Raw genomic sequence first — 18,373 nt, forward strand, 5'->3', positions numbered from 1 at the left:
CATTCTGGTTCTCCCGTTCGTGTCCTCTGCGCAGGTGGTCCTCACGCAGGCCTTGGCCGAAGAAGACCGGGATGGGACGGCTTCAGTGCACCGGTCGGTGGTCGGCCCGTGCGTACAGGATCCTGCGAAATTCACGTTCTTGGGCTTAGAGGGAGTCGTGGACGCTGTCGAGGTCGGGGCGGCGCCGGGTGGCGTGGATGGAACCGAGCAGATCTAGGGACTGGGCACTGGGACTGCCTGGTTCGGCGTGGTAGATGACGAGCTGCTGGCCGGGGGCGTCGCGTACGTCGAAGGCCTGGTAGGTGAGGGTGAGGGGGCCGACGTCCGGGTGGAGGAATTGTTTGGCGTCCTGGGTCTTGCCGCGCACGGCGTGGGCGTTCCAGAGGCGGGTGAAGTCCGCGCTGTGCTCAGTGAGGGTGCGGACGAGTTCGCGTAGCCGTGGGTTGTCCGGGTCGAATCCGGTTGCCTCGCGAAGGTTGGCGACGGTGGCCTGTGCCGCCCGGTCCCATTCCGTGTAGAAGCTTCGGCCCGCCGGGTCGAGAAAGGTCATGCGGGCCAAGTTGTCCGCCGGCTCGAACGGCGCGTAGAGGGCATCGGCCAGGGCGTTGACGGCGAGGAAGTCCAGGGTCCGGCTCATGACGAACGCCGGAGTGTTCGGGTAGCCGTCCATGAGCTGTCGCAGCGAAGGGCTGACCCGCTCGGCGGCGTGGACGGAGGGCCGGTCATTCGGCGTGGCCCCGGCCAGCCGGTACAAGTGCGCGCGTGCGTCCGTGTCGAGGCGCAGCGCGCGGCTGAGCGCGTCGACCACCTGGGATGAGGGGTTGCGCTCTCGTCCTTGTTCCAGACGGGTGTAGTAGTCGGCGTTCACTCCGGCCAGGACGGCGACCTCCTCTCGGCGCAGTCCGGCGACTCTGCGGGTTCCATGGCTCGCCATGCCGACGTCCTCCGGCCGCAGGCCGTTGCGGCGTGTGCGCAGGAAGTCTCCCAGGTGGTTGTCGTCCATGTGTTCAGGCTAGGCGGCGGCCCGGTGAGCTGCCTGGGTGTGCCACACCCAGGCAGTACGCGTCCTGGTTGATGGCCGCTGACCTGCCCAGACTCGGTGGAGCAGGAAGGACCACACCATTCGAGGAGAGGAGTCCGTCATGGCCGGGACCGTTGAGGGCGACCACGTCGATGTGGTCGGGATGTGGGTGACCGCGGATGGTCACATCCGTCAGGAGTTGCTGCCGGACGGCCGCTACGACGAAGCCCGCGGCGAGCGGCGCAGCGCGTACACCGGCCGGTACACGGTGACCGGCAGCCACCTGGACTACGTCGACGACACCGGGTTCACCGCCACGGGCGACATCCGGGGCGGGGTGCTCTATCACGAGCATCTCGTGCTCTACCGGGAGCGGGAGTCGTCGTAGAGGAGGCCGGGCCACGGGCGCCCCGGGCCGCCGGAGGCGCCGGGGGCGCCAGGGGCGAATCTGCCGCCGGCGGACCGAGAAATCCCGACACGGCAGTCAGCCGGTCAGTCAGCAGCAACGAGAATCAAGGACCATATCCATGACAGGACAACGACTTGACGGCAAGGTCGCGCTGATCACGGGCGCGACCGGCGGCCTCGGCACAGCGACCGCCGAACTCTTCGCCCGCGAAGGCGCCAGGCTAGTGATCACCGATATCGCCGAAGGCCCCCTACGGGACCTGGCCCACCAGATCGGGGCATGCGGTGCGGAGGTCGTCGCTGCTCGCCTCGATGTCTCCTCCGCGCGCGAGTGGGACGAAGTGATCACCGTCGTACGCGACCGGTTCGGAACGCTGGACGTGCTCGTGAACCTCGCCGGCATCCTGGACTGGCCAGGTATCGAGGGCACGCGGGAAGAGGCTTGGGACCGCGTCATCGACGTGAACCAGAAAGGCACGTGGCTCGGCATGAAGGCGGCGATGCCGCTCCTGCGTGCGAGCGGCAACGCGTCGGTGATCAATACGTCGTCGGTTCTCGGCTTGGTAGGAAGTGGTGCGGCTGCGGCCTACCAGGCGTCCAAGGGGGCCGTGCGCTTGTTGAGCAAGACCGCCGCGGTCGAGTACGCGCGGCAGGGAGTACGGATCAACTCGGTGCATCCCGGGGTGATCGCCACGCCGATGATCCAGGACCTCTTGGACGACCAGGGCGACCAGCAGCCGGACATCCGACGCACCCCTATGCGCCGAGCCGGCCGCGCCGACGAGATCGCACCCGCGATCCTCTTCCTGGCCTGCGACGACTCCTCGTTCGTCACCGGCGCGGAGCTGGTGGTCGACGGCGGGCTCACCGCGCACTGAACGATCCAGCCGTACGACGTCCACGTGCCCCGCGGGGTCAGGCCATTTCGACGTAGCGGTGGACCCGGTCGAAGCGCCGGGCCGTCAGGTCCCGGTGGCGGATCACCCAGTGGGCCACGCCGGAGTCCAGTTCCGTGACGTCGTCACCGCACCTCCAGGTGGCCAGGAGGGCCCAGTCGCCGGCGGCCTCTTCGTGGGCCGCACCGCCCTGCTCGCAGTGGTCGGCCTCCTCGGGCGTACGAGCGTAGTGGACGGGGTCGTTCTGGGGTGAGACCGGATGGCCGCCGATCTGCAAGACCCAGGGAGGGCGGTAGCCGCCAACGTGTGCCCAGGCGTCACTGAGTTCGTCGGCGAGTTCGAACTGCTCCTCCTCGGGGAAGGCACCCCATCTGTCGAGGGCGAAGCTCTCCGGCATCTGCGCGCTCGGCTGGTGCCAGACCGTGCGGAGTTCACGCGGCCGGTACGGCTCGCGCCAGCTGTGTTCGAGGAAGGTCGGGGTTGTAGGGGTTCCGGCGGGGACGTACAGCACCGCATCGGGTACCTGTCCCTCGCTGCCTTGCACATCGGTGCCGGAGAAGAAGAGCAGGTAGCCGTCGGCGGGCAGTGGAAGGTTGGTCGCCCCCGGTGGGAGAGCCGCGAGGTCGACGGAGGCCACGAAGGGGTCGGAGGGCTTCGGCACGTCATGCGGCAGCAGGGGGTTGCCACCGACGCGGGCCACGAGGGGGCCGTCACCGCCCTCGGCCAGGTACACCGCCGGCAGGGCGCCACGTATCCATTCATCCACCTCCTCCGACGCCAGGCCTCGGGATGTCGCCTCGGCTCGGAAGTGGTTCAGTCCATCCACGCTCTCGTCGGTCACCGGGCTACCCTAACGGGCCCATGGGCGGGCAGCGCCAGGGCCCAACGCCTTTTGCATGTAGGGGTTTTGCGCTCGCGACCCGGCCCGTGACCGTCTGTCAGTACCGGCGCGTCACCGGGGCGTACACAACAGCCTGCCGGCTCTCGTCACGGTCGACTCGGCCTCCACGGCCACGAACGCGGCACTCGACACGGGCAAGGAGCTGACCTGGCAGAGCATGTCCCTGACCGCAATCAGCTTCACCGTCCCGGTGGCAACAGTTCGCGTCGTAAAGCTGAGCTCGCCGATTGCCCCTGTCAAAGTTCGGTCATCCCGGGAGGGTCAAAGCTCACCCCGTTCTCGTCGAGTGCGTTGAAGACGGTCACTCGACCCGTCTCGAAGGCGAAGCTGACGTCGACGTTTCCCTGAGCGACGTCCCCGCCCACCCATTCGAGCAGTTCGGCCCCCTTGACTGGCAGCCCCTGCGGAGCGTGCAGCTCGGGAAGAGGTTCGGGTCGCCATTGCAGGTCGAAGCCGGGCCATCGGACTGGGTGGGTAGGGTCGATCATGTTCCACGTCAGGGAAAGATCGCCCAGCTTTTGATGGTTGATCTCGACCTGCTGGCCATCGAAGTCGAACAGCACCGGGCAGTCGCAGAACCACTTGTCATCCCTGAGGTCCCAGACCATCCAGGCCCTCGTGAGCGTCCGGCCGGCAAGACCCCGCAGGCGATGTCCATGTTCCCGCACGACGTCACCACAGCCGTCCAACCATGCTGGCTGGTAACCCGCGATGCCGAAATCGAACATGCCGTCATCCTGCCAGAGTCGCCCTCGCTGGTATCCCCTGTCCCTGAACCTAGACCGCTTGCCACTGAAGTCGGTCTGGTAGCGCCCCTCTATTGTGCCAAGCAAGGGACGTTGACCCCTAGCCACCCAAGTTGGCACCGTCCTCCCTCATCCATGCCAAGATTCAAGGGTGGAGATGACCGACGTGACGCGTGCGATCACTGCTGCGACTTCGGTCGCCGCATCGCTCGACCTGCCGACCGACGACGCTATCGTTCTGCACAACTCGAACAAGCTGGCCCTGCGGCTGACGCCATGTGACGTCTTTGCCCGGGTCGCCCCTGTGGGACAAGAGGTTGCAGAGTTCGAAGTCGACCTCGCTCAGCGGCTCACCGGGGCCGGGAGCCCGGTGTGTCCGTTGGAGCCTCGGGCTGACCCGCGTGTGTACACGCGCGATGGCTTCGCAGTGACGCTGTGGACCTACTACGAGCCCGTGACACCTCACACCTCCCCAGCCGGCTATGCCAAGGCACTGGAGCAGCTGCACGCCCGCATGCGCGAGGTCGATGTGCCCAGCCCGAGGTTCACCGACCGGATCACCGAGGCGGAAGAAGTTGTCGCCGATCCGGCTCGCTCGCCGGAACTCGCCGAAGCGGACCGAGCTTTTCTCAGCGGCAAGCTGGCCAGCGTGCGACGAGCGATCGACGACCGCGGCGCCGTGGAGCAGCTGCTCCACGGCGAGCCGCATCCAGGAAATGTGCTCAGCACGGCGAACGGCCCGTTGTTCATCGACCTTGAGACATGCTGCCGCGGACCCGTCGAGTTCGACCTCGCCCATGTCCCCGAGGCGGTCTGCGAGCACTACCCGAACATCGACCAAGGGCTGCTGGACGAGTGCCGACAGCTCGTCCTTGCGATGGTCGCCGCGTGGCGTTGGGAGCTTGGCGACCAGTTTCCGAACGGGAGGCGATTCGGAGAAGAACTGTTGCGCGTACTGCACGACGGTCCTCCTTGGCCGACACTCGACACGATCAACAAGCGACTGGGCGGGCTGTAGAAATCGTCCCGTGCTGCTGTCTCCGGGCGATGAGGTGCGTGTCCTCTGGCCCTGTGCGATGTCGCCATCCGTTGTGTGACGGTGCTGGTGTTCCCGCCGGTGCCCCCGCCCGGACGGCCTGGCGTCGCGAGGGCATATGCCACCGGTCGATGGCGTGCGCCGCCCTGCACGAAGCCTCCTGGGCCCAGTCGAGCGGATCAGACGCCTGTGTGGTCGGCGCACCCTCGACCGTGTCCGTCGTCCGTCCAGTGTGCCGCCTGCAGCGCGTCGGGAATGTATGTCCCGCGCGAGTTCGTAGAACAGTGCGCCGCCGTCGACCGTCGCGTCCTTGCCACCATCATGAATGCTCCTCATCGCACGCTCCACCCACTCCGGTTCCACGCGTCGCCAGTCCGCCGCCAGGCGGCGCAGGAACATCAGGCGGAAGCGTTGTCTGGTCTCGTCGTCGGTGGGCGCGAAGCTGTTGAGGGCTGTCTGCAGACAGACGTCGAAGGCCGCGGTCAGCTCTCGTGCGGTGCAGTCCTCGTCGATGCGCAGCCAGAGGGTGATCATCGCGTGGGCCGCCGAGACGGGCGGGTCGTCTCCGCCGTCGAAGAAGGTGGTGACCGCCGTGTCCCACGGGCCCGCCAGGGGTTCGAGGCCGTGGGCGAGGACGTCGTCGAGAACGTCGCAGAGGAAGTGGGACTGGGCTCGCAGTCTCGTGTTCTGGTGCGTGATCCAGGAGAACCAGCCGCCGTCTCTCCGTGCGGCCTGCCGGTAGTGGTCGTCCCGGTCACGGTCGTACGTCCAGTGCGCGTCCAGTGGCACGGGATCAGGCTCCGAGTCCGGCCGCAGTGACAGTCTGATATCCCGTCGGCGACCGTCCCAGACGCGTTCGAGCGCCAGTGTGGCGACCAGTCCGTGCCACGCCTCCGTGGGGCACTGTGACCGCCACAGGAGTGCGGCGGCCCGCCATGCCGATACGACGTCGTGCTCCAGCGGGAACAGCTCGCTGCCGGTGAGTTCCCCTGCCGTCGCGACGGCGAGCACCAGCAGGTTCACCGAGTACCGGGCGGGCCCGGCGGTCACCGGCAGCGGGTTGGGCACGTAGTCGCTGTACCGGGTGTCGTGTCGTATCTCCCCGGTGTGCCGGAACAGGTCGAGCAGCACGTCGCGCACGCCGCGGCGGCGCGGCTCCGGCAGAGCGCGCAGCCGTTCGCAGGCGAAGGAGAGGGTCGTCCCGCGCGTGGTCAGTGGCATGTGGGAGAGCAGGGCGTGCAGGAATGCGTCGTCGATCACCGCGGGTCGGCTGCGGCGCACCGAAGAGCTCAACTCGGCGGCCAGGTCGTCCAGTTCCTGGGTGACGAGCCGCGCGATCAGGTACTCCCCGAAGGTGGCGTGCAGGAATTCGTAGGTGCGCAGGCGCAGACCGTCACGGTTCGCCCGCGACTCGTGGACGAAATAGAAGCGGCCGAGCACGATGTCCGCCGTGCTGAGACTGGCCCTCAGGCCGCCGAGGCCGGCGCCTGCCGGGTCGATGTCAGGCGCGAGTACGGACAGGTCCCTGTCGAGTTCCGCTACGCCGATCCATTGCCTTCCGCGGTTGAACATGGCGAACGAGACCAGGGACAGCTGGGTCAGCTGTCGTTCCACCGCCGCGTCGAACTCTTCGTCGTCCAGGCCCGCGGCGGCCTTACGGACCTCCCTGGCGGCGAAGCTGGTGAGCAGCCGTTCGTAGAGCTCCCCCTCCCCCAGCGCCTCGTCGCGGCGTTGCAACGCGTTCTCGTCGGCGTCGTAGAGCGCAAGGAGTAACAGCAGCAGTGGCTGGGACGCCAACTCCCGGTAGCGCAAGGCGACTTCGGGCTCCAGGGGGTGGAGACCGCGAGCGGTGAAGCCGGTGGCGTTGGTGCGGTTCCACATCCGCAGCCACCACGTGACCTGGGCGTCGCTGAACGGTTCCAGGCACAGGGCGAGCATGCCCTCCGCAGGCCGCGCCCGGTCGGCGACCGCGGTACGGCTGGTGACGACGACCACGACGGGGCGCCCCTGGGCCATCTCGCGCCGCTGGAAGTCACCGACCTTCTGCAGATAGTCGCTCTGGCTGGCGCCCGTCGCCTGGAGCAACTCGTCGAAGCCGTCGAGGAGAACGACGGGCAGCGCCCCCGCCCCGCGCCGCACCAGCTCGGGCCAGGTCACCGCCTCACCCGTGGCCGACCGCACCGCCTGCTCGATCTGTGTCTGCAGATCCGCCTCGGCGGTCGCGTCGCGCAGTTCCACGCGTACGACGAGGAAGTCCGCGGGCGGCAGGCGTGCTGCGAGGACGTGGGTGAAGACGGACTTGCCCGACCCCGGCTGGCCGAGGACGACCAGCGGGGCGCGGACAGCCCGCGGTGAGGTGAGGTGGCCGAGCAGGAAGTGGTCGAGGTCCTCGCGAACCTGCTGTTCGGCCCACCACCCCTCCTCGGCGAAGCGATCGGTGGGTCCCACTTCGGCAACCCGGAAGTCCGGACTCACATACGCGGCGCCGAGCGGCGGAAGGCTCAGTCCGTCCAGGACGTCCCGCGAGGTGAGGATCGGGCGGTCGAGGACTGCGTGGTGCGCGCGGGCCAGCCCGGTCAGCCAGGGATCGGGGGTCCGGCATGACGCCAACTCGGACAGCGCCCGGCCCAGCTCGTCGAGGCCGGCCCGCAAGGAGCGGAGCTGCGACCGAGTGGCCTGGTGATCGACCAGGTTCGCCCAGAAGGCGACCTCCGGGAAATCCATGGCGAGCTGCCGGAACAGTTCCTCGTACCGTGTGCCGGCCCGGTCCGGCAGGCCGTCGGACATCGTCTGCTGGAAGCGGGTCCGCTGGGTGTCGCCGAGCCGGTCCCAGACCGCGAGTCCGGACACGAAGCGGGTGACTTCCCCCGACAGACGCCGGTAGAACCCGCTGAGCGTCGCAAGGGTCTCCTCGTACGGCCGGTGGGGTGAGGGAATCGGCACGTCCGAACGGAGCAGGGTGTCAGCCAGGGCGTGGAGCCGGTGGGAGTGGGGCTGCTCCCCCGCTGACAGCCCTACCTGTTCGGCCCTGGTCAACTCCAAGTCTTCTGCGCCGCACGGGAGTTCGGTCTCGGCCAGCACCTCGAAGTACGCCGAGAGCACCACCACGGCGTGGGCAGCTGCCATCCGTTCGCCGCGCTCGAAGCGGGTGAGGCCGCGTGCGCGTTCGCCGAGGCCGTGTACGAGACCGGCGCCCAGCCTGGACAGTTCGCCTCTGACGTCGAACAGGCTCGCGGCGAAACCCGCCCCCGTGGCCGACGACGCGAGCAGCAGCCCGCCGGTCAGCCGATCCAGTGCCGCCACCATGGCGTCCTCCCGGCCCCCGAGCAGCCGGACGGCGTCCTGATGGCTCAGCCCCACGTGCCCCATGTGCCTCCCCCTCTGGCGCCCGCTGCCCACCTCACCGGCCAGTCTCCTGGAACGGCCACTGGGTCCCCACCCCTCGCGCGTCAACTACGCACGCGCGAGAGCCATGTGCCGCCGCGATGAGCTCTGTTTCTGAGGCCGCCCGCTCGTGTGCGGCTACCCCTTCCAGGAGGCCGGTGAAGGCCTGCGGCCCGTACCGCGCTCGCGTCGTCGATGTCGCGCTGTCACGCAGGGATGCGGGAGAGGATCGCCTCAAGACCGAAGGTGAAGCGCTCCTCGAAGTTGTGCCGGAGGTGTGGCAGGACCTGTTGCAGTGCAGGGTGCGCAGCGGGATCGACGGCCTGGGCCAGTCTCTTGTCGCTTTCCTCGGCCTCGGGGGCGGCCTGCTCCTCCTGGGTCAGGCCGAGGACGAAGTAGTTCACCGTCCAGGCCGTCCATGCCGCCCGCTGTTCGTCCGCACCGGCTTCCAGGAGTGCGCCGATGAGGCGGTCGGCGAAGCGCAGCGTGTTCGGTTCGGCCGGGTAGGTACCGGTGACCAGGGCGGAGCCGTCACGGTGGGCGAGCAGTGTGCGCCGGTAGCGGCCGGCGAGTTCGCGGGCGCGTTGCAGGGGGGCGTCGGGCAGGTCCTCGTAGCGGATGCCGGCGAGGACGGCGTCGGCCATCAGTTCCAGCATCCGGGCCTTGGTCTTCACGTGCCACAGCACGGTGTTCATGCGTACGCCGAGGCGATCGGCGACCGCCCGGGTCGAGAGCCCGTCCAGTCCCCGCTCGTCCAATACATCAAGGGCGGCATCGATCACGGCGGTGCGAGTGAGCTGCCCCGTGGCGTCTTTCCCGGTTTGCCTCTTGGTCACCGACCTAGTTTACTGCACGGCAAGCATTGGTCATCGACCAAGAGTGCGCGCGTCGAGTACCAGAGCGCGCGCGTCGAGAAAGGGAAAGATCATGAAATACCAGGTCGTCGTCGCCGGTGCCGGACCCGTGGGCCTGTGGCTCGCCGGCGAACTGCGCCGTGCCGGCGTGGCCGTCGCCGTGATCGAGCCCCGCACCGAACGCGATACCCGCTCCCGCGCCCTGACCGTGCATCCCCGCACCATCGAGACCTTCGCCTCCCGCGGCGTGCACGAGCCTTTCGTGAACGAGGGCATACCGCTGCCCGGCGGCCACTTCGGGACCCTCGACTCACGCCTGGACTTCCGCCGCCTGCCCAGCCCCTTCCCCTACACCCTCGCGCTGCCCCAGGAGCGCACCGAGGCACTACTGGAAGGCCAGGCCCTCGGCCTGGGCGCGGACATCCTGCGCGGCCACGAGGTGACCGGCTTCACCGAACACTCCGACCACGTCGCCGTGCACACCACGGGACCCCATGGCACCACCACTCTCCGGGCGGCCTACCTCGTCGGCTGCGACGGCGCCCGCAGCACCGTGCGCACCACGGCCGGCATCGGATACCCCGGCACCCCCTCCACTGTTCTCGGCTGGCTCGGCGACGTGGTCCTCGACGACCCGCCCGCCCCCGGCTACAGCCGCTTCGGCCCCACCGGCTCCCTCATGGTCGTCCCCATGCCCGGCGGCATCCACCGCCTGGTCGGCATCACCCCCCGCGACCTGACCACCACCTGGCCCGGCGACCTCACACTGGAGGAACTGCGCGAGAACGTCGTCTCCGTGGCCGGCACCGACTTCGGTATGCGCGATCCGGTCTGGCTCTCCCGTTACGGCAACGCCACTCGCCTGGCCGACCAGTACCGCAAGGGCCGCGTCTTCCTCGCCGGTGACGCCGCCCACCAGCACTTCCCCGCCGGAGGTGTCGGCATGAACGTCGGCATCCAGGACGCCGCCAACCTCGCCTGGAAGCTCGCCGCCACGCTCAACGGCTGGGCGCCGGATGGACTGTTGGACACCTACCACTCCGAACGGCACCCGGTCGGCGCCGACCTCACCGAGACCAGCCGGGCCCAGGTCGCCCTGATGACCGCCTTCACCCCCGAGGGACGCGACCTGCGCGGCCTGCTCGCCCGGCTGATCACCACCCTGCCCAACCTCAACGACCGCCTGGCCGCCCAGGTCAGCTCCCTCGCCGTCACCTACGCGCCCACATCCCCCGACGCCCACCCGCTGACCGGCACCCGCGCCCCCGACCTCCCCCTCGGCGACACCACCCTGTTCGCTCTGCTGCGCGCCGACAGCCACCTCCTGTTGGACCTCACCGGCAGCGGCGGCCTCGCCGGGTACGCCCGGGCCTGGCTGCGCGTCCACGCCGCCACCCCGTTCCAGCTCCCTGCCGGCTTCACCGGTGTCCGCGCCGCCCTCGTCCGCCCCGACGGCCACATCGCCTGGGCAGGTACGGCACCGGACGACACCGCCCTCGCCGAGGACCTGAGCGCGAGTCTCGCCACCACCCACTCGAGGGCGACGGCACGCAACTGATCAGCGCGTGTCGCCACAACAGCTGCCGAGTCGGCCGCGAAGCGAAGCCCCGAAGGGGGCGGCGCCGCGCACAGGACAACAGGTAGCCGGCAGCTGGCGGTACGTACGGGCAGCCGGCGGCCTCCAGCCTGGGGTATGTACGCGGCAGCAGGCATACCGCCTCAGATCCGGGGCACCAGCACATCAGACAGCTCGGCTCCCCCCTTCCGAGCACGACGGCCCCGCCACCATCCCCCCCCGGTGGCGGGGCCGTCCGTCCTTCAGACCTCGGCCAAGAAGCACAGACGGCGCCGTGTTCTGCCTCACAGGCGGGGACGGCGGTGTGACGAGAGGCAGCCGGGCACCGTCTGGGAGGACATGAACGACATGACCGATGAAGACATCGTCCGTGCGGTGCGCGGCATCGCCGCCATGGAGTCTTCCCGCGAAGCGCTGGCCGACCGCGTCACAGCGCTACGCACCGCCACGACCGCCGAAGACCTGGCCGAACGCGACCGCTGCGGCAACGCCATGGCCGATACCGACGCCCGGATCCTGCTGGAGTCCATCGAAGTACTCGACCAACTCGGAATGACGGCAGCAGCCATGGCCTGCACCCACGTGGCCCAGGAGGAAGGCATCCTGCCACCCCACTGAGCGGTGTACATCGTGGATCTGCGCGCCTGTCGTGGGGACCCACCTACGATCCGTCGCCGGCGGCTGCACCGCCGGATCGCGGGAGGGAGCGGGGAGGTCCGAGCTGGAGCGGATCACGGCGCGCCGGAGCGAGCTGGACGCGCTCGCCGAGGAACTGCCCAAGCGGCTTGCTGGGTGTCTTGGATGAGTTGGGCCCCACAAGGTCGTACAGGCATGCCGCGCAGCCGGCGCACGGTTCTCGCTCACCGTCGCGCTCAGGGCTGGATCTCCGATGCCGAGATCGCCGAAGTCCCCTTCTTCACGGCCTTGGCGTAGGAGCTCCCATCACCCCAGGTCAGCAGGCACCTCTTCTCGCTTCGTCGTCCACGGACCAACTACAGCGCGATGGATGCATGTTCAGGCCCCCACCCGGCCGGTGTCGTACGCCCACATCGCGATCTCGACCCTGTTTCGGGCGCCGATTTTGGTCAGCAGGCTGGCGACATGAGTCTTGGCGGTCGTCAAGCCGATGAACAGCTCGGCGGCGATCTCGGCGTTCGTGCGGCCACGGGCGACCAGCGTCAGCACCTCCTCCTCGCGTTCGGTGAGCGGCTCGATCGGTTGGGTCCGTCGGCTCGACGGTTCCTTGGCGGCGAGGGTGGCCAGCAGCCGCCGGGTGATGTTCGGCGCGATCAGGGCGTCGCCGACGGCGGCGGCATGGACGGCCTGGACGAGCAGCGCCGGTCCGGCGTCCTTGAGCAGAAAGCCTCGGGCGCCGGCCCGGAGCGCGCCCTGGACGTACTCGTCGAGGTCGAATGTCGTGATCACCACCACGGCGATCGGGTCCGGGACGCCCCGCCCTGCGAGGAGCTTGGTCACCTCGATGCCGTCGAGCCCGGGCATCTGGATGTCGACCAGGCACACGTCGGGGCGGAGCCGATGCGCCAGCTCGACGGCGGCGTGGCCGTCGGCGGCCTGACCGACGACCTCGATGTCGGGCTGCGCGTCAAGGATCATCGACAGGCCGGTGCGCACCAGATCTTGGTCGTCGGCAACCAGCACGCGTACCGTCATCGGCGTACCTTCGTCGGCATTTCGGCGTCGACCGCCCACCCGCCCTCGGGCGCCGGTCCGGCACGCAGCGTGCCGCCGAGCAGCTGCACGCGCTCGGTCATCCCCAGCAGCCCGAAGCCGTGGTTCGCCGACCGTGCCGGGTCGATCTGTCCGTCGTCGGTCACGCGTAGTCGCAGCCTTCCCGCGTCTTCTACGACCCGGATCTCCACACGCGAGGCGTTGCGGGCGTGCCGCAGGGCGTTGGTCAGCGCCTCCTGCGCCAGCCGGTAGACCGCCGCGTCGACCTGGGGCGGAAGTTCGTCCCTGTCATCCGGCAACTTCACGTCGACGATCGGGACCGGGGTGCGTCGGGCGAGGGACACCAGGTCGGCAACGCCGGGCTGAGGGGCGCACTCCGCCGGCGCTCCGTCGCGCAGCACGCGGACCATCGCCCGCATCTCCGCGAGCGTTCGCGACGCTTCCCTTTCGACGACCACCAGCGCCTCGAGCGCCGCTTCAGGTCGCTGCCCGGCCATCGCCCGGCCCGCCTGCGCCTGCACAGCGATCGCCGAGACGTGGTGGGCGACGATGTCGTGCAGCTCGCGCGCGAGGCCGACCCGCTCCTGGCTGCGGCTCTGGTCCAGCGCCCGGCGCCAGCTCTCGGCGCGGTAGCGGAACGCCGCTCCGTCCGCCGCCGCCGTCAGGACGGCGAGTCCGCCGATGACGTCGGCCGGCCCGGTGTAGTCGGCGACCGTACCGATTCCCGCAGCGACCGCCACCACCGCCAGCCCGATCACGATGTCGCGCCCTGAACCCCAGCGGACCAGCGCGTAGACGAACACCAGGATGTAGACCATCGTGTCGAGGCCCACGCTCGGGGCCCCGCCCAGCAGGCTCGCCAGCCCCAACGCCATCGCGGTGCCGAAGGCCACGACAACACACGCCAACGGATGGGTACGCCGCCACAACAGTACCGGCGCAAGTCCGACCGCCACGATCGTCGCAAACGGCCGCCAGGCGACGTCGTCCCGGAGAACCCCTTCGAGCAGCGCCGTCACCATCAACACCCCGACCAACACCCAGTCGCGCGGCACCCGTTCGGGAGCGTCCGTGGCGCGGGGCTCGGCCCACAGCGAGCTCAGGGCGTTGGTGGTCACACTCCCAGCTTAGGGACCGCCGAGGCGTCGGGGACCGGCCGAAAGAACGAGACGCCGCTTCTCCCAACGGCCGAGGCGGGTCCGGCCTCGACGCCGATGTGACCGCCGCCGGGCTCGGCAATCGTGGGCCTACCAGTCCTCACCACGACAACGGAGCCCACGATGAGAATGCGTCAACCCACCACGACCGCACTGCAAGACCAGCGGATCCCGGTGAGAGCCAAGCTCGCCGCAGCGTGGACAAGCCTCATGTTCCTGTACGTCTACGTGGACATTCTCGCCTTCTTCAAGCCCGGCGTCATCGATGACATCGAGGCCGGCGTCGTCTGGGAGTTCAACATCAGCCAGACGTTGTTGACCGCCTTCCTCGTGCTCATGGCGATCCCGATCCTCATGGTCGTGCTGTCGATGACGCTGCCCGCCCGGGCGAACCGCATCACGAACCTCATCGTGGCCTCGATACAGGTCCCCTTCGCGGCATTCAACGCGGTGGGTGAGTCCTGGACGTACTTCTACGGCCTTGGCGTCGTACTGGAAGTGATCGTTCTCGCCCTCATCCTGCGCTACGCCTGGACCTGGCCCCGCACCACACCGTCGGCGACCACGGCGACCAGCCCGGACCGTCAAACCGTTGGCCCCCAGCAGCAAGCGTGAACCCGCGCGGTAGGAGCGCGCGCAGAGCGGCCGCCCGCCCCGACGTGGTTTCCCACGGCTCCGGCCGACCGTGTACCGCGGAGTGCCCGGCCCGGATGTGGTCCGCATCCGCCAGATGCCTGTTCGCGGTACGGGGCGGGTCAGCTCTCCCGCTCCGGTGAGGAGCGCTTCCCGGACGGACGGGGTGGTGGGCCGGCGGGACGACGGGGCCTCAGAGGGGGACGGCCTCGTGGACCCGGTGGAGGTGGATGAGGACGTCGTAGGCCTTCTTGACGGCAAGGGTGGGGAGCGGGTCGTTCTTGAAGGACGAGCCGGCGTCGTACACGGGCCGCGGGGTGTCGAGCCAACTGCGGGCCGCGGCCGGGAGTGTGCGCAGGTCGACGTAGTAGTCGCGGTGGTGGACCTGGTCGAGGGTGTACTCCTGCATATCGGGGGTGGCGGGTGGGACAGTGACCTTGTTCCAGGGGCTGCCGAGGGTGGTGGCGGTGAGGAAGGAGCCTCGGTTGAAGGTGAAGCCGATGGCGACGTAGCGGCTGCCCAGGGCGTTGCGCAGGTAGACGCCCTGTGTGGTGGGGTACATCACCGGGTCGGTGGACAGGTAGCCCACGTGCCCGTTGTGCGCCGACAGCAGCATCTTGTCGCCGGTACGTCGCTGCCACCAGACGGTGTTGGCGGCCATGGCCCGGTCGCGGAGGTGCTCCGCCGCAGAGACGGACTCCGGGTCGGAGAGGTCGAGCGAGGCGAACGCGAAGGTCTGGTGGATGTTACGCGCGTGCTGCTCCGCCCACGCATGGTCCTCTCCACCCGTCTTCTTGCCCCTGGCGATGAGGTCGAAGGCCTGCTGGGCGGTGACGGCGTTGCGCCGTCGTTCGTCCAAGGGCTGGCCAAGGTAAGTGAATATGTCGTCGAGCGGCGGCAGTTGGGCGTACAGCGCTTCGAGGCGGGCGAGGTCCTGGGGGCGGTTCACACGGACGTACGAGAGGACCCGCTCGAAGATCGCGCTGCCGAGCTTGGGTGCCCCGACGTCGTTGCCCATGAAGCGGACACGGCGGCTGGGGTGGCGGTCGTTGTGCCCGCGCATCCAGGTGAGGAGGCTGACGAACTCCTCGCGCTCCCAAGGGGACCCGGCCAGCGCCTCCTTGGCGACCTGCCGGGCGGTGCCGGGGGCGCCCTGCAGGTATTCGTCGATGCGCAGGCCGGCCGTCCAGCTCATCTCCAGGGCGAAGGTGGCAAAGCGCTTCTCCTCGACGAGGTAACGGAAGACGCGTTCCTTCATGGCGAAGAACTCGTGCGAACCGTGGGTGGCTTCTCCCAGACCGACGACCTCCGCGTCGCCGATCATCGCGCCCAGTGCGCGCAGGTCGGAAGTACGTCCGCCTGGTTCCGTCGACCTCAGACGATGCGCGGCGCGCTCCAGCCCGCGAACCGCAGCGGCCTGGCCGTTCTTCGCCGCCTGGCCCGCGTGTGCACGACCTTCCGGTCTGGTGGCAGGGGCTGCGTAGGCTGCCGGGGCCAGGAGGGCGGTGGCGGCGAGTCCGGCCGTCGCGGCCAGCAACTTCCGTCGGTCTATCGCCTGCGGGTGCACGGTCATCCTGATCTCTCCTCGCTTCGGTGATCCGCCGGGGGTGCGGTGAAACGATCATGGCTCGGGCGGTCTGCGGGGCGCGCTGGTGCTGTCCGCCAACCTGCCAGGGGGAAAACCCCCGGTACGCCCGGGACCACCCGGCCACGTCTCCGTGCGCGCGGCGACCTAGGGGCATAGGTACGTGCCGGTGCTCGTGGCCGATGCCGGCTGTGGTCACAGTGCCGGCCAGCCGTACGGCCCGGGAACAAGTCGGCGGAGGCGGTCGGTGGGACGGCGTTCCGCCGCTGGAGACGCTGCCGCCGGTCGAACAGCCCGACTCCGAAGAAGCTGTGGAGCCGACCGGATACTGGATGGACAACCTGCCCGCCATCACTCCAACCGACGGACGTGGGCCGGCTGGTCGCGCTGGGCTCCACGGCTCAGAGGCTGGAGGCTGGTCATCGCCTGCCGGCCGTACGGAGCGTGCTGAACCATCGCACTACTTCTGCTGTTGCCCGCACGTTCGAGCCGAGGCGTTCGTCACCTCTGGTGGTCGACGGTGCCGAGGTCGACGACCGACACCCGCGACCCCCTCTTCTGGAAGTCCGCGGCGCAGTTGGCCTGGCCCCGGGGCGGGACGCCGTGTCCTGGGTGCATCGAGGGTGCCCGGGCCGGTGTCGACCAACCCCGTCGCAGGCCCGACGCGGTCATCGCGGACAGGGCGTATCTGTCCGTCCCGGGCGATCTGCCAGGTTCCGCGCGGGCGGGGTATCCGGGGGGCGGAGGCGCGGGCCGACCAACAGGCCAACCCGCCAGCGGCGCGGCCAGGCCGGAGCGCAGGAAGAGATGATGCGTCCCACGGCGCAGGCGAGCCGGTAGGCCGCTGGCCTCGAACCGCGAGCTCTACAAGGCCAGCAACGTGGAGGAACGCTGCTTCGGCCGCCTGAAGCAGCTCCGCGCGATCGCCGCCCGTCTCGTTGAACTCGCCGACTCTACAAGGCCGGAGCCCACCTCACCGCACTCATCCTCATGTCACCCGCTCGTGCAAGGCGCTCCGGCACGTCCCCCTCGTAGGGCCGTACACCCCGGCGGCACCGGAACGGTCTCGCTGTTCCGGTGCCGCGTTCTGAGACCTCAGCCGCGCAGACGCGTCCAGGTCTTGGGGCCGACGATGCCGTCGTCATCGAGTCCCCAGGTGCGCTGGAACTTCTTCACTGCCTTGAGGGTGTCCCCGCCGAATGTGCCGTCGACTCCGTAGCGGCCGATGTTGTACCCCCGGTACTGGAGAATCGCCTGGATCTCCCTGACCTTGTTGCCGCGGTCGCCGTAGTCGGCGTACGTGTTGTTGACGTCGTAACCGCAGTAGTAGCCGAAGTTCGAGTAGTAGGCACAGGCGGCCAGGGTTGCGGACGGTGCTGTCGACGGGGCGGCTTCCGATGGGGTCGCGGCCGACGCGGTGGCGGCCACTCCGGTGACCGCCGTCCCGGCGAGGAGGCCCGCGGCCAGCAAGGTCGCGGCAGTGCGGTGGATGGGCATGTGCGCTCCCTGGTGAAAGGGCGGCGTCGGGGCCGCCTTGGATGGGAATGCCCGGGCACTGCCCACGCTAGGAAGACGGCCACCGCGATACATCAACCGACGGTGTGATTCCTGCCTACCTCCATGGTTTGCGACCCTGCCCTCACGGTTTGCGGCGCGGTCAACCCTCGTCGTAGCGCGAGGTGGCTGCCTCAAACGTGCGCGGTATGGCGACGTCTGACCGTGTGCGGCTGCTCGTACCGCTACAGGCTCGTCGCCTCGATCACCCGTATGAGGCCGTGGCCGCTCGTCTTCACGACACGGTCAACGCGCAACCCGATGTCTGACGGGCAGTCACTTCCAGACCGAGCGGCTGCGTACGCGCCCGTTCAGCATGCCCATCATCGTGAAGTCGCCCAGAGGTCGTGCGGTGTCGGGTGGTGTTCTAGAAGTCGATGCCCCGTCTGGCCGGCTGCCCCTGGAGCGGCCGGGTTCGATGACGATGAACGTGTTGTCCGTGTCGTCGAGTTCACCGATCATTTCGAACAAGGCGTCCTCGGAGGCACCCACAATGTGGTCGCCGTTCTCGCTGACCACGCCGTAGCCTCTGGCCCCCGTCGGCCGATCCTCTCCTCGGGTGGGCAACCGATCAGGTCAGCATCGGACGGGGTCGACTGCAGCCACGCGTTGAGGAGGGGCTTGCACCTCGCGGTCGAACGCCGAAGGCGCCGGGCCTGGGGCGCAGACTGCCCTCGCTCGCGGTCGCTGCGGTACCGGGGGCGGTAGTCGGCCGCGCCTCGGAGATCCATCGAGGCGGCCGGGTGGCGTCGGTGCTGGCGCCTCAAGCAAGCTTGTCGGCTCGCGTCCCCCGACGCGGCTCGGCCGGGCGTTAAGCGGCAAGTTCCGTACCCGTTCCTGGACCTCGGCGGTCTTGGAGCAGGGCCGTGAATGCTGCTTCGTAGGGTGCAGAGCGAGTGCCTGCTGCGTTCCCCACCCCGCGCTGTCTCGGTA

Annotated in this window: 15 protein-coding genes and 2 pseudogenes; 7 read left to right on the forward strand and 10 right to left on the reverse strand. The window is 69.1% G+C overall.

Features of this window, described 5'->3' with window-relative positions:
• Nucleotides 1-145: 145 nt before the first annotated feature.
• Nucleotides 146-1,003 (reverse strand): helix-turn-helix transcriptional regulator, encoded by an 858-nt coding sequence (locus tag ACH4D5_RS24215; protein WP_398306258.1) that lies wholly within the window; start codon nt 1,001-1,003, stop codon nt 146-148.
• Between the two features lie 139 nt (nt 1,004-1,142).
• Between ACH4D5_RS24215 and ACH4D5_RS24220 the strand changes: the two genes are divergently transcribed.
• Together ACH4D5_RS24220 and ACH4D5_RS24225 are read left to right on the forward strand one after the other, a co-directional pair.
• On the forward strand, nt 1,143-1,409 hold the full coding sequence (locus ACH4D5_RS24220) for an Atu4866 domain-containing protein (protein ID WP_398306261.1): 267 nt from the start codon (nt 1,143-1,145) through the stop codon (nt 1,407-1,409).
• Between the two features lie 139 nt (nt 1,410-1,548).
• Nucleotides 1,549-2,307, forward strand: coding sequence for an SDR family NAD(P)-dependent oxidoreductase (locus ACH4D5_RS24225; protein ID WP_398306264.1), 759 nt, complete (start codon nt 1,549-1,551; stop codon nt 2,305-2,307).
• 37 nt (nt 2,308-2,344) lie between these two features.
• Here the strand turns inward: ACH4D5_RS24225 and ACH4D5_RS24230 are convergent, their stop codons facing one another.
• Both ACH4D5_RS24230 and ACH4D5_RS24235 read right to left on the reverse strand, forming a co-directional pair.
• Nucleotides 2,345-3,166 (reverse strand): DUF1963 domain-containing protein, encoded by an 822-nt coding sequence (locus ACH4D5_RS24230; protein ID WP_398306267.1) that lies wholly within the window; start codon nt 3,164-3,166, stop codon nt 2,345-2,347.
• Nucleotides 3,167-3,462: 296 nt separating this feature from the next.
• Nucleotides 3,463-3,954 carry a hypothetical protein gene (locus ACH4D5_RS24235; RefSeq protein WP_398306270.1) on the reverse strand — a complete coding sequence of 164 codons (492 nt, stop codon included), beginning with the start codon at nt 3,952-3,954 and terminating at the stop codon, nt 3,463-3,465.
• Nucleotides 3,955-4,129: 175 nt separating this feature from the next.
• Here ACH4D5_RS24235 and ACH4D5_RS24240 point away from each other — a divergent pair, with 175 nt between their 5' ends.
• A complete protein-coding gene (locus tag ACH4D5_RS24240; RefSeq protein ID WP_398307060.1) occupies nt 4,130-4,990 on the forward strand; it encodes an aminoglycoside phosphotransferase family protein in 861 nt (286 codons plus the stop codon).
• A 2,715-nt stretch (nt 4,991-7,705) separates the two neighbouring features.
• Here the strand turns inward: ACH4D5_RS24240 and ACH4D5_RS24245 are convergent.
• Both ACH4D5_RS24245 and ACH4D5_RS24250 read right to left on the reverse strand, forming a co-directional pair.
• Nucleotides 7,706-8,377 (reverse strand): annotated as a pseudogene (locus ACH4D5_RS24245) (hypothetical protein); the annotation flags it as partial.
• Nucleotides 8,378-8,598: 221 nt separating this feature from the next.
• Nucleotides 8,599-9,228, reverse strand: a complete 630-nt coding sequence (locus ACH4D5_RS24250; RefSeq protein ID WP_398306272.1) for a TetR/AcrR family transcriptional regulator C-terminal domain-containing protein — start codon at nt 9,226-9,228, stop codon at nt 8,599-8,601.
• Nucleotides 9,229-9,319: 91 nt separating this feature from the next.
• On the opposite strand from ACH4D5_RS24250, the gene ACH4D5_RS24255 reads away from it, so the two are divergent.
• On the forward strand, nt 9,320-10,804 hold the full coding sequence (locus ACH4D5_RS24255) for an FAD-dependent monooxygenase (protein ID WP_398306275.1): 1,485 nt from the start codon (nt 9,320-9,322) through the stop codon (nt 10,802-10,804).
• 357 nt (nt 10,805-11,161) lie between these two features.
• Nucleotides 11,162-11,440, forward strand: coding sequence for a hypothetical protein (locus ACH4D5_RS24260; protein WP_398306278.1), 279 nt, complete (start codon nt 11,162-11,164; stop codon nt 11,438-11,440).
• 396 nt (nt 11,441-11,836) lie between these two features.
• Here the strand turns inward: ACH4D5_RS24260 and ACH4D5_RS24265 are convergent, their stop codons facing one another.
• Nucleotides 11,837-12,493, reverse strand: coding sequence for a response regulator (locus ACH4D5_RS24265; protein WP_398306281.1), 657 nt, complete (start codon nt 12,491-12,493; stop codon nt 11,837-11,839).
• Nucleotides 12,490-13,629 carry a sensor histidine kinase gene (locus ACH4D5_RS24270; protein ID WP_398306285.1) on the reverse strand — a complete coding sequence of 380 codons (1,140 nt, stop codon included), beginning with the start codon at nt 13,627-13,629 and terminating at the stop codon, nt 12,490-12,492. Before ACH4D5_RS24270 ends, ACH4D5_RS24265 begins: the two co-directional genes overlap by 4 nt.
• 168 nt (nt 13,630-13,797) lie before the next feature.
• Here ACH4D5_RS24270 and ACH4D5_RS24275 point away from each other — a divergent pair, with 168 nt between their 5' ends.
• Nucleotides 13,798-14,283, forward strand: a complete 486-nt coding sequence (locus ACH4D5_RS24275; RefSeq protein WP_398306288.1) for a DUF6326 family protein — start codon at nt 13,798-13,800, stop codon at nt 14,281-14,283.
• A gap of 211 nt (nt 14,284-14,494) precedes the next feature.
• On the opposite strand, the gene ACH4D5_RS24280 is transcribed toward ACH4D5_RS24275, so the two are convergent.
• Nucleotides 14,495-15,874, reverse strand: coding sequence for an erythromycin esterase family protein (locus ACH4D5_RS24280; protein ID WP_398306291.1), 1,380 nt, complete (start codon nt 15,872-15,874; stop codon nt 14,495-14,497).
• A 640-nt stretch (nt 15,875-16,514) separates the two neighbouring features.
• Here ACH4D5_RS24280 and ACH4D5_RS24285 point away from each other — a divergent pair.
• Nucleotides 16,515-16,921: pseudogene (locus tag ACH4D5_RS24285) on the forward strand (hypothetical protein); the annotation flags it as partial.
• Between the two features lie 60 nt (nt 16,922-16,981).
• On the opposite strand, the gene ACH4D5_RS24290 reads toward ACH4D5_RS24285, so the two are convergent.
• Nucleotides 16,982-17,383: a peptidoglycan-binding protein gene (locus ACH4D5_RS24290; protein WP_398306294.1), complete on the reverse strand. Its 402-nt coding sequence runs from the start codon at nt 17,381-17,383 to the stop codon at nt 16,982-16,984.
• Between the two features lie 333 nt (nt 17,384-17,716).
• Nucleotides 17,717-17,959: a hypothetical protein gene (locus ACH4D5_RS24295; protein ID WP_398306297.1), complete on the reverse strand. Its 243-nt coding sequence runs from the start codon at nt 17,957-17,959 to the stop codon at nt 17,717-17,719.
• Nucleotides 17,960-18,373 lie beyond the last annotated feature (414 nt).

Origin of the sequence: Streptomyces sp. NPDC018029 (assembly GCF_044327655.1) — a bacterium.
In the GTDB taxonomy this organism is placed as follows: domain Bacteria; phylum Actinomycetota; class Actinomycetes; order Streptomycetales; family Streptomycetaceae; genus Streptomyces.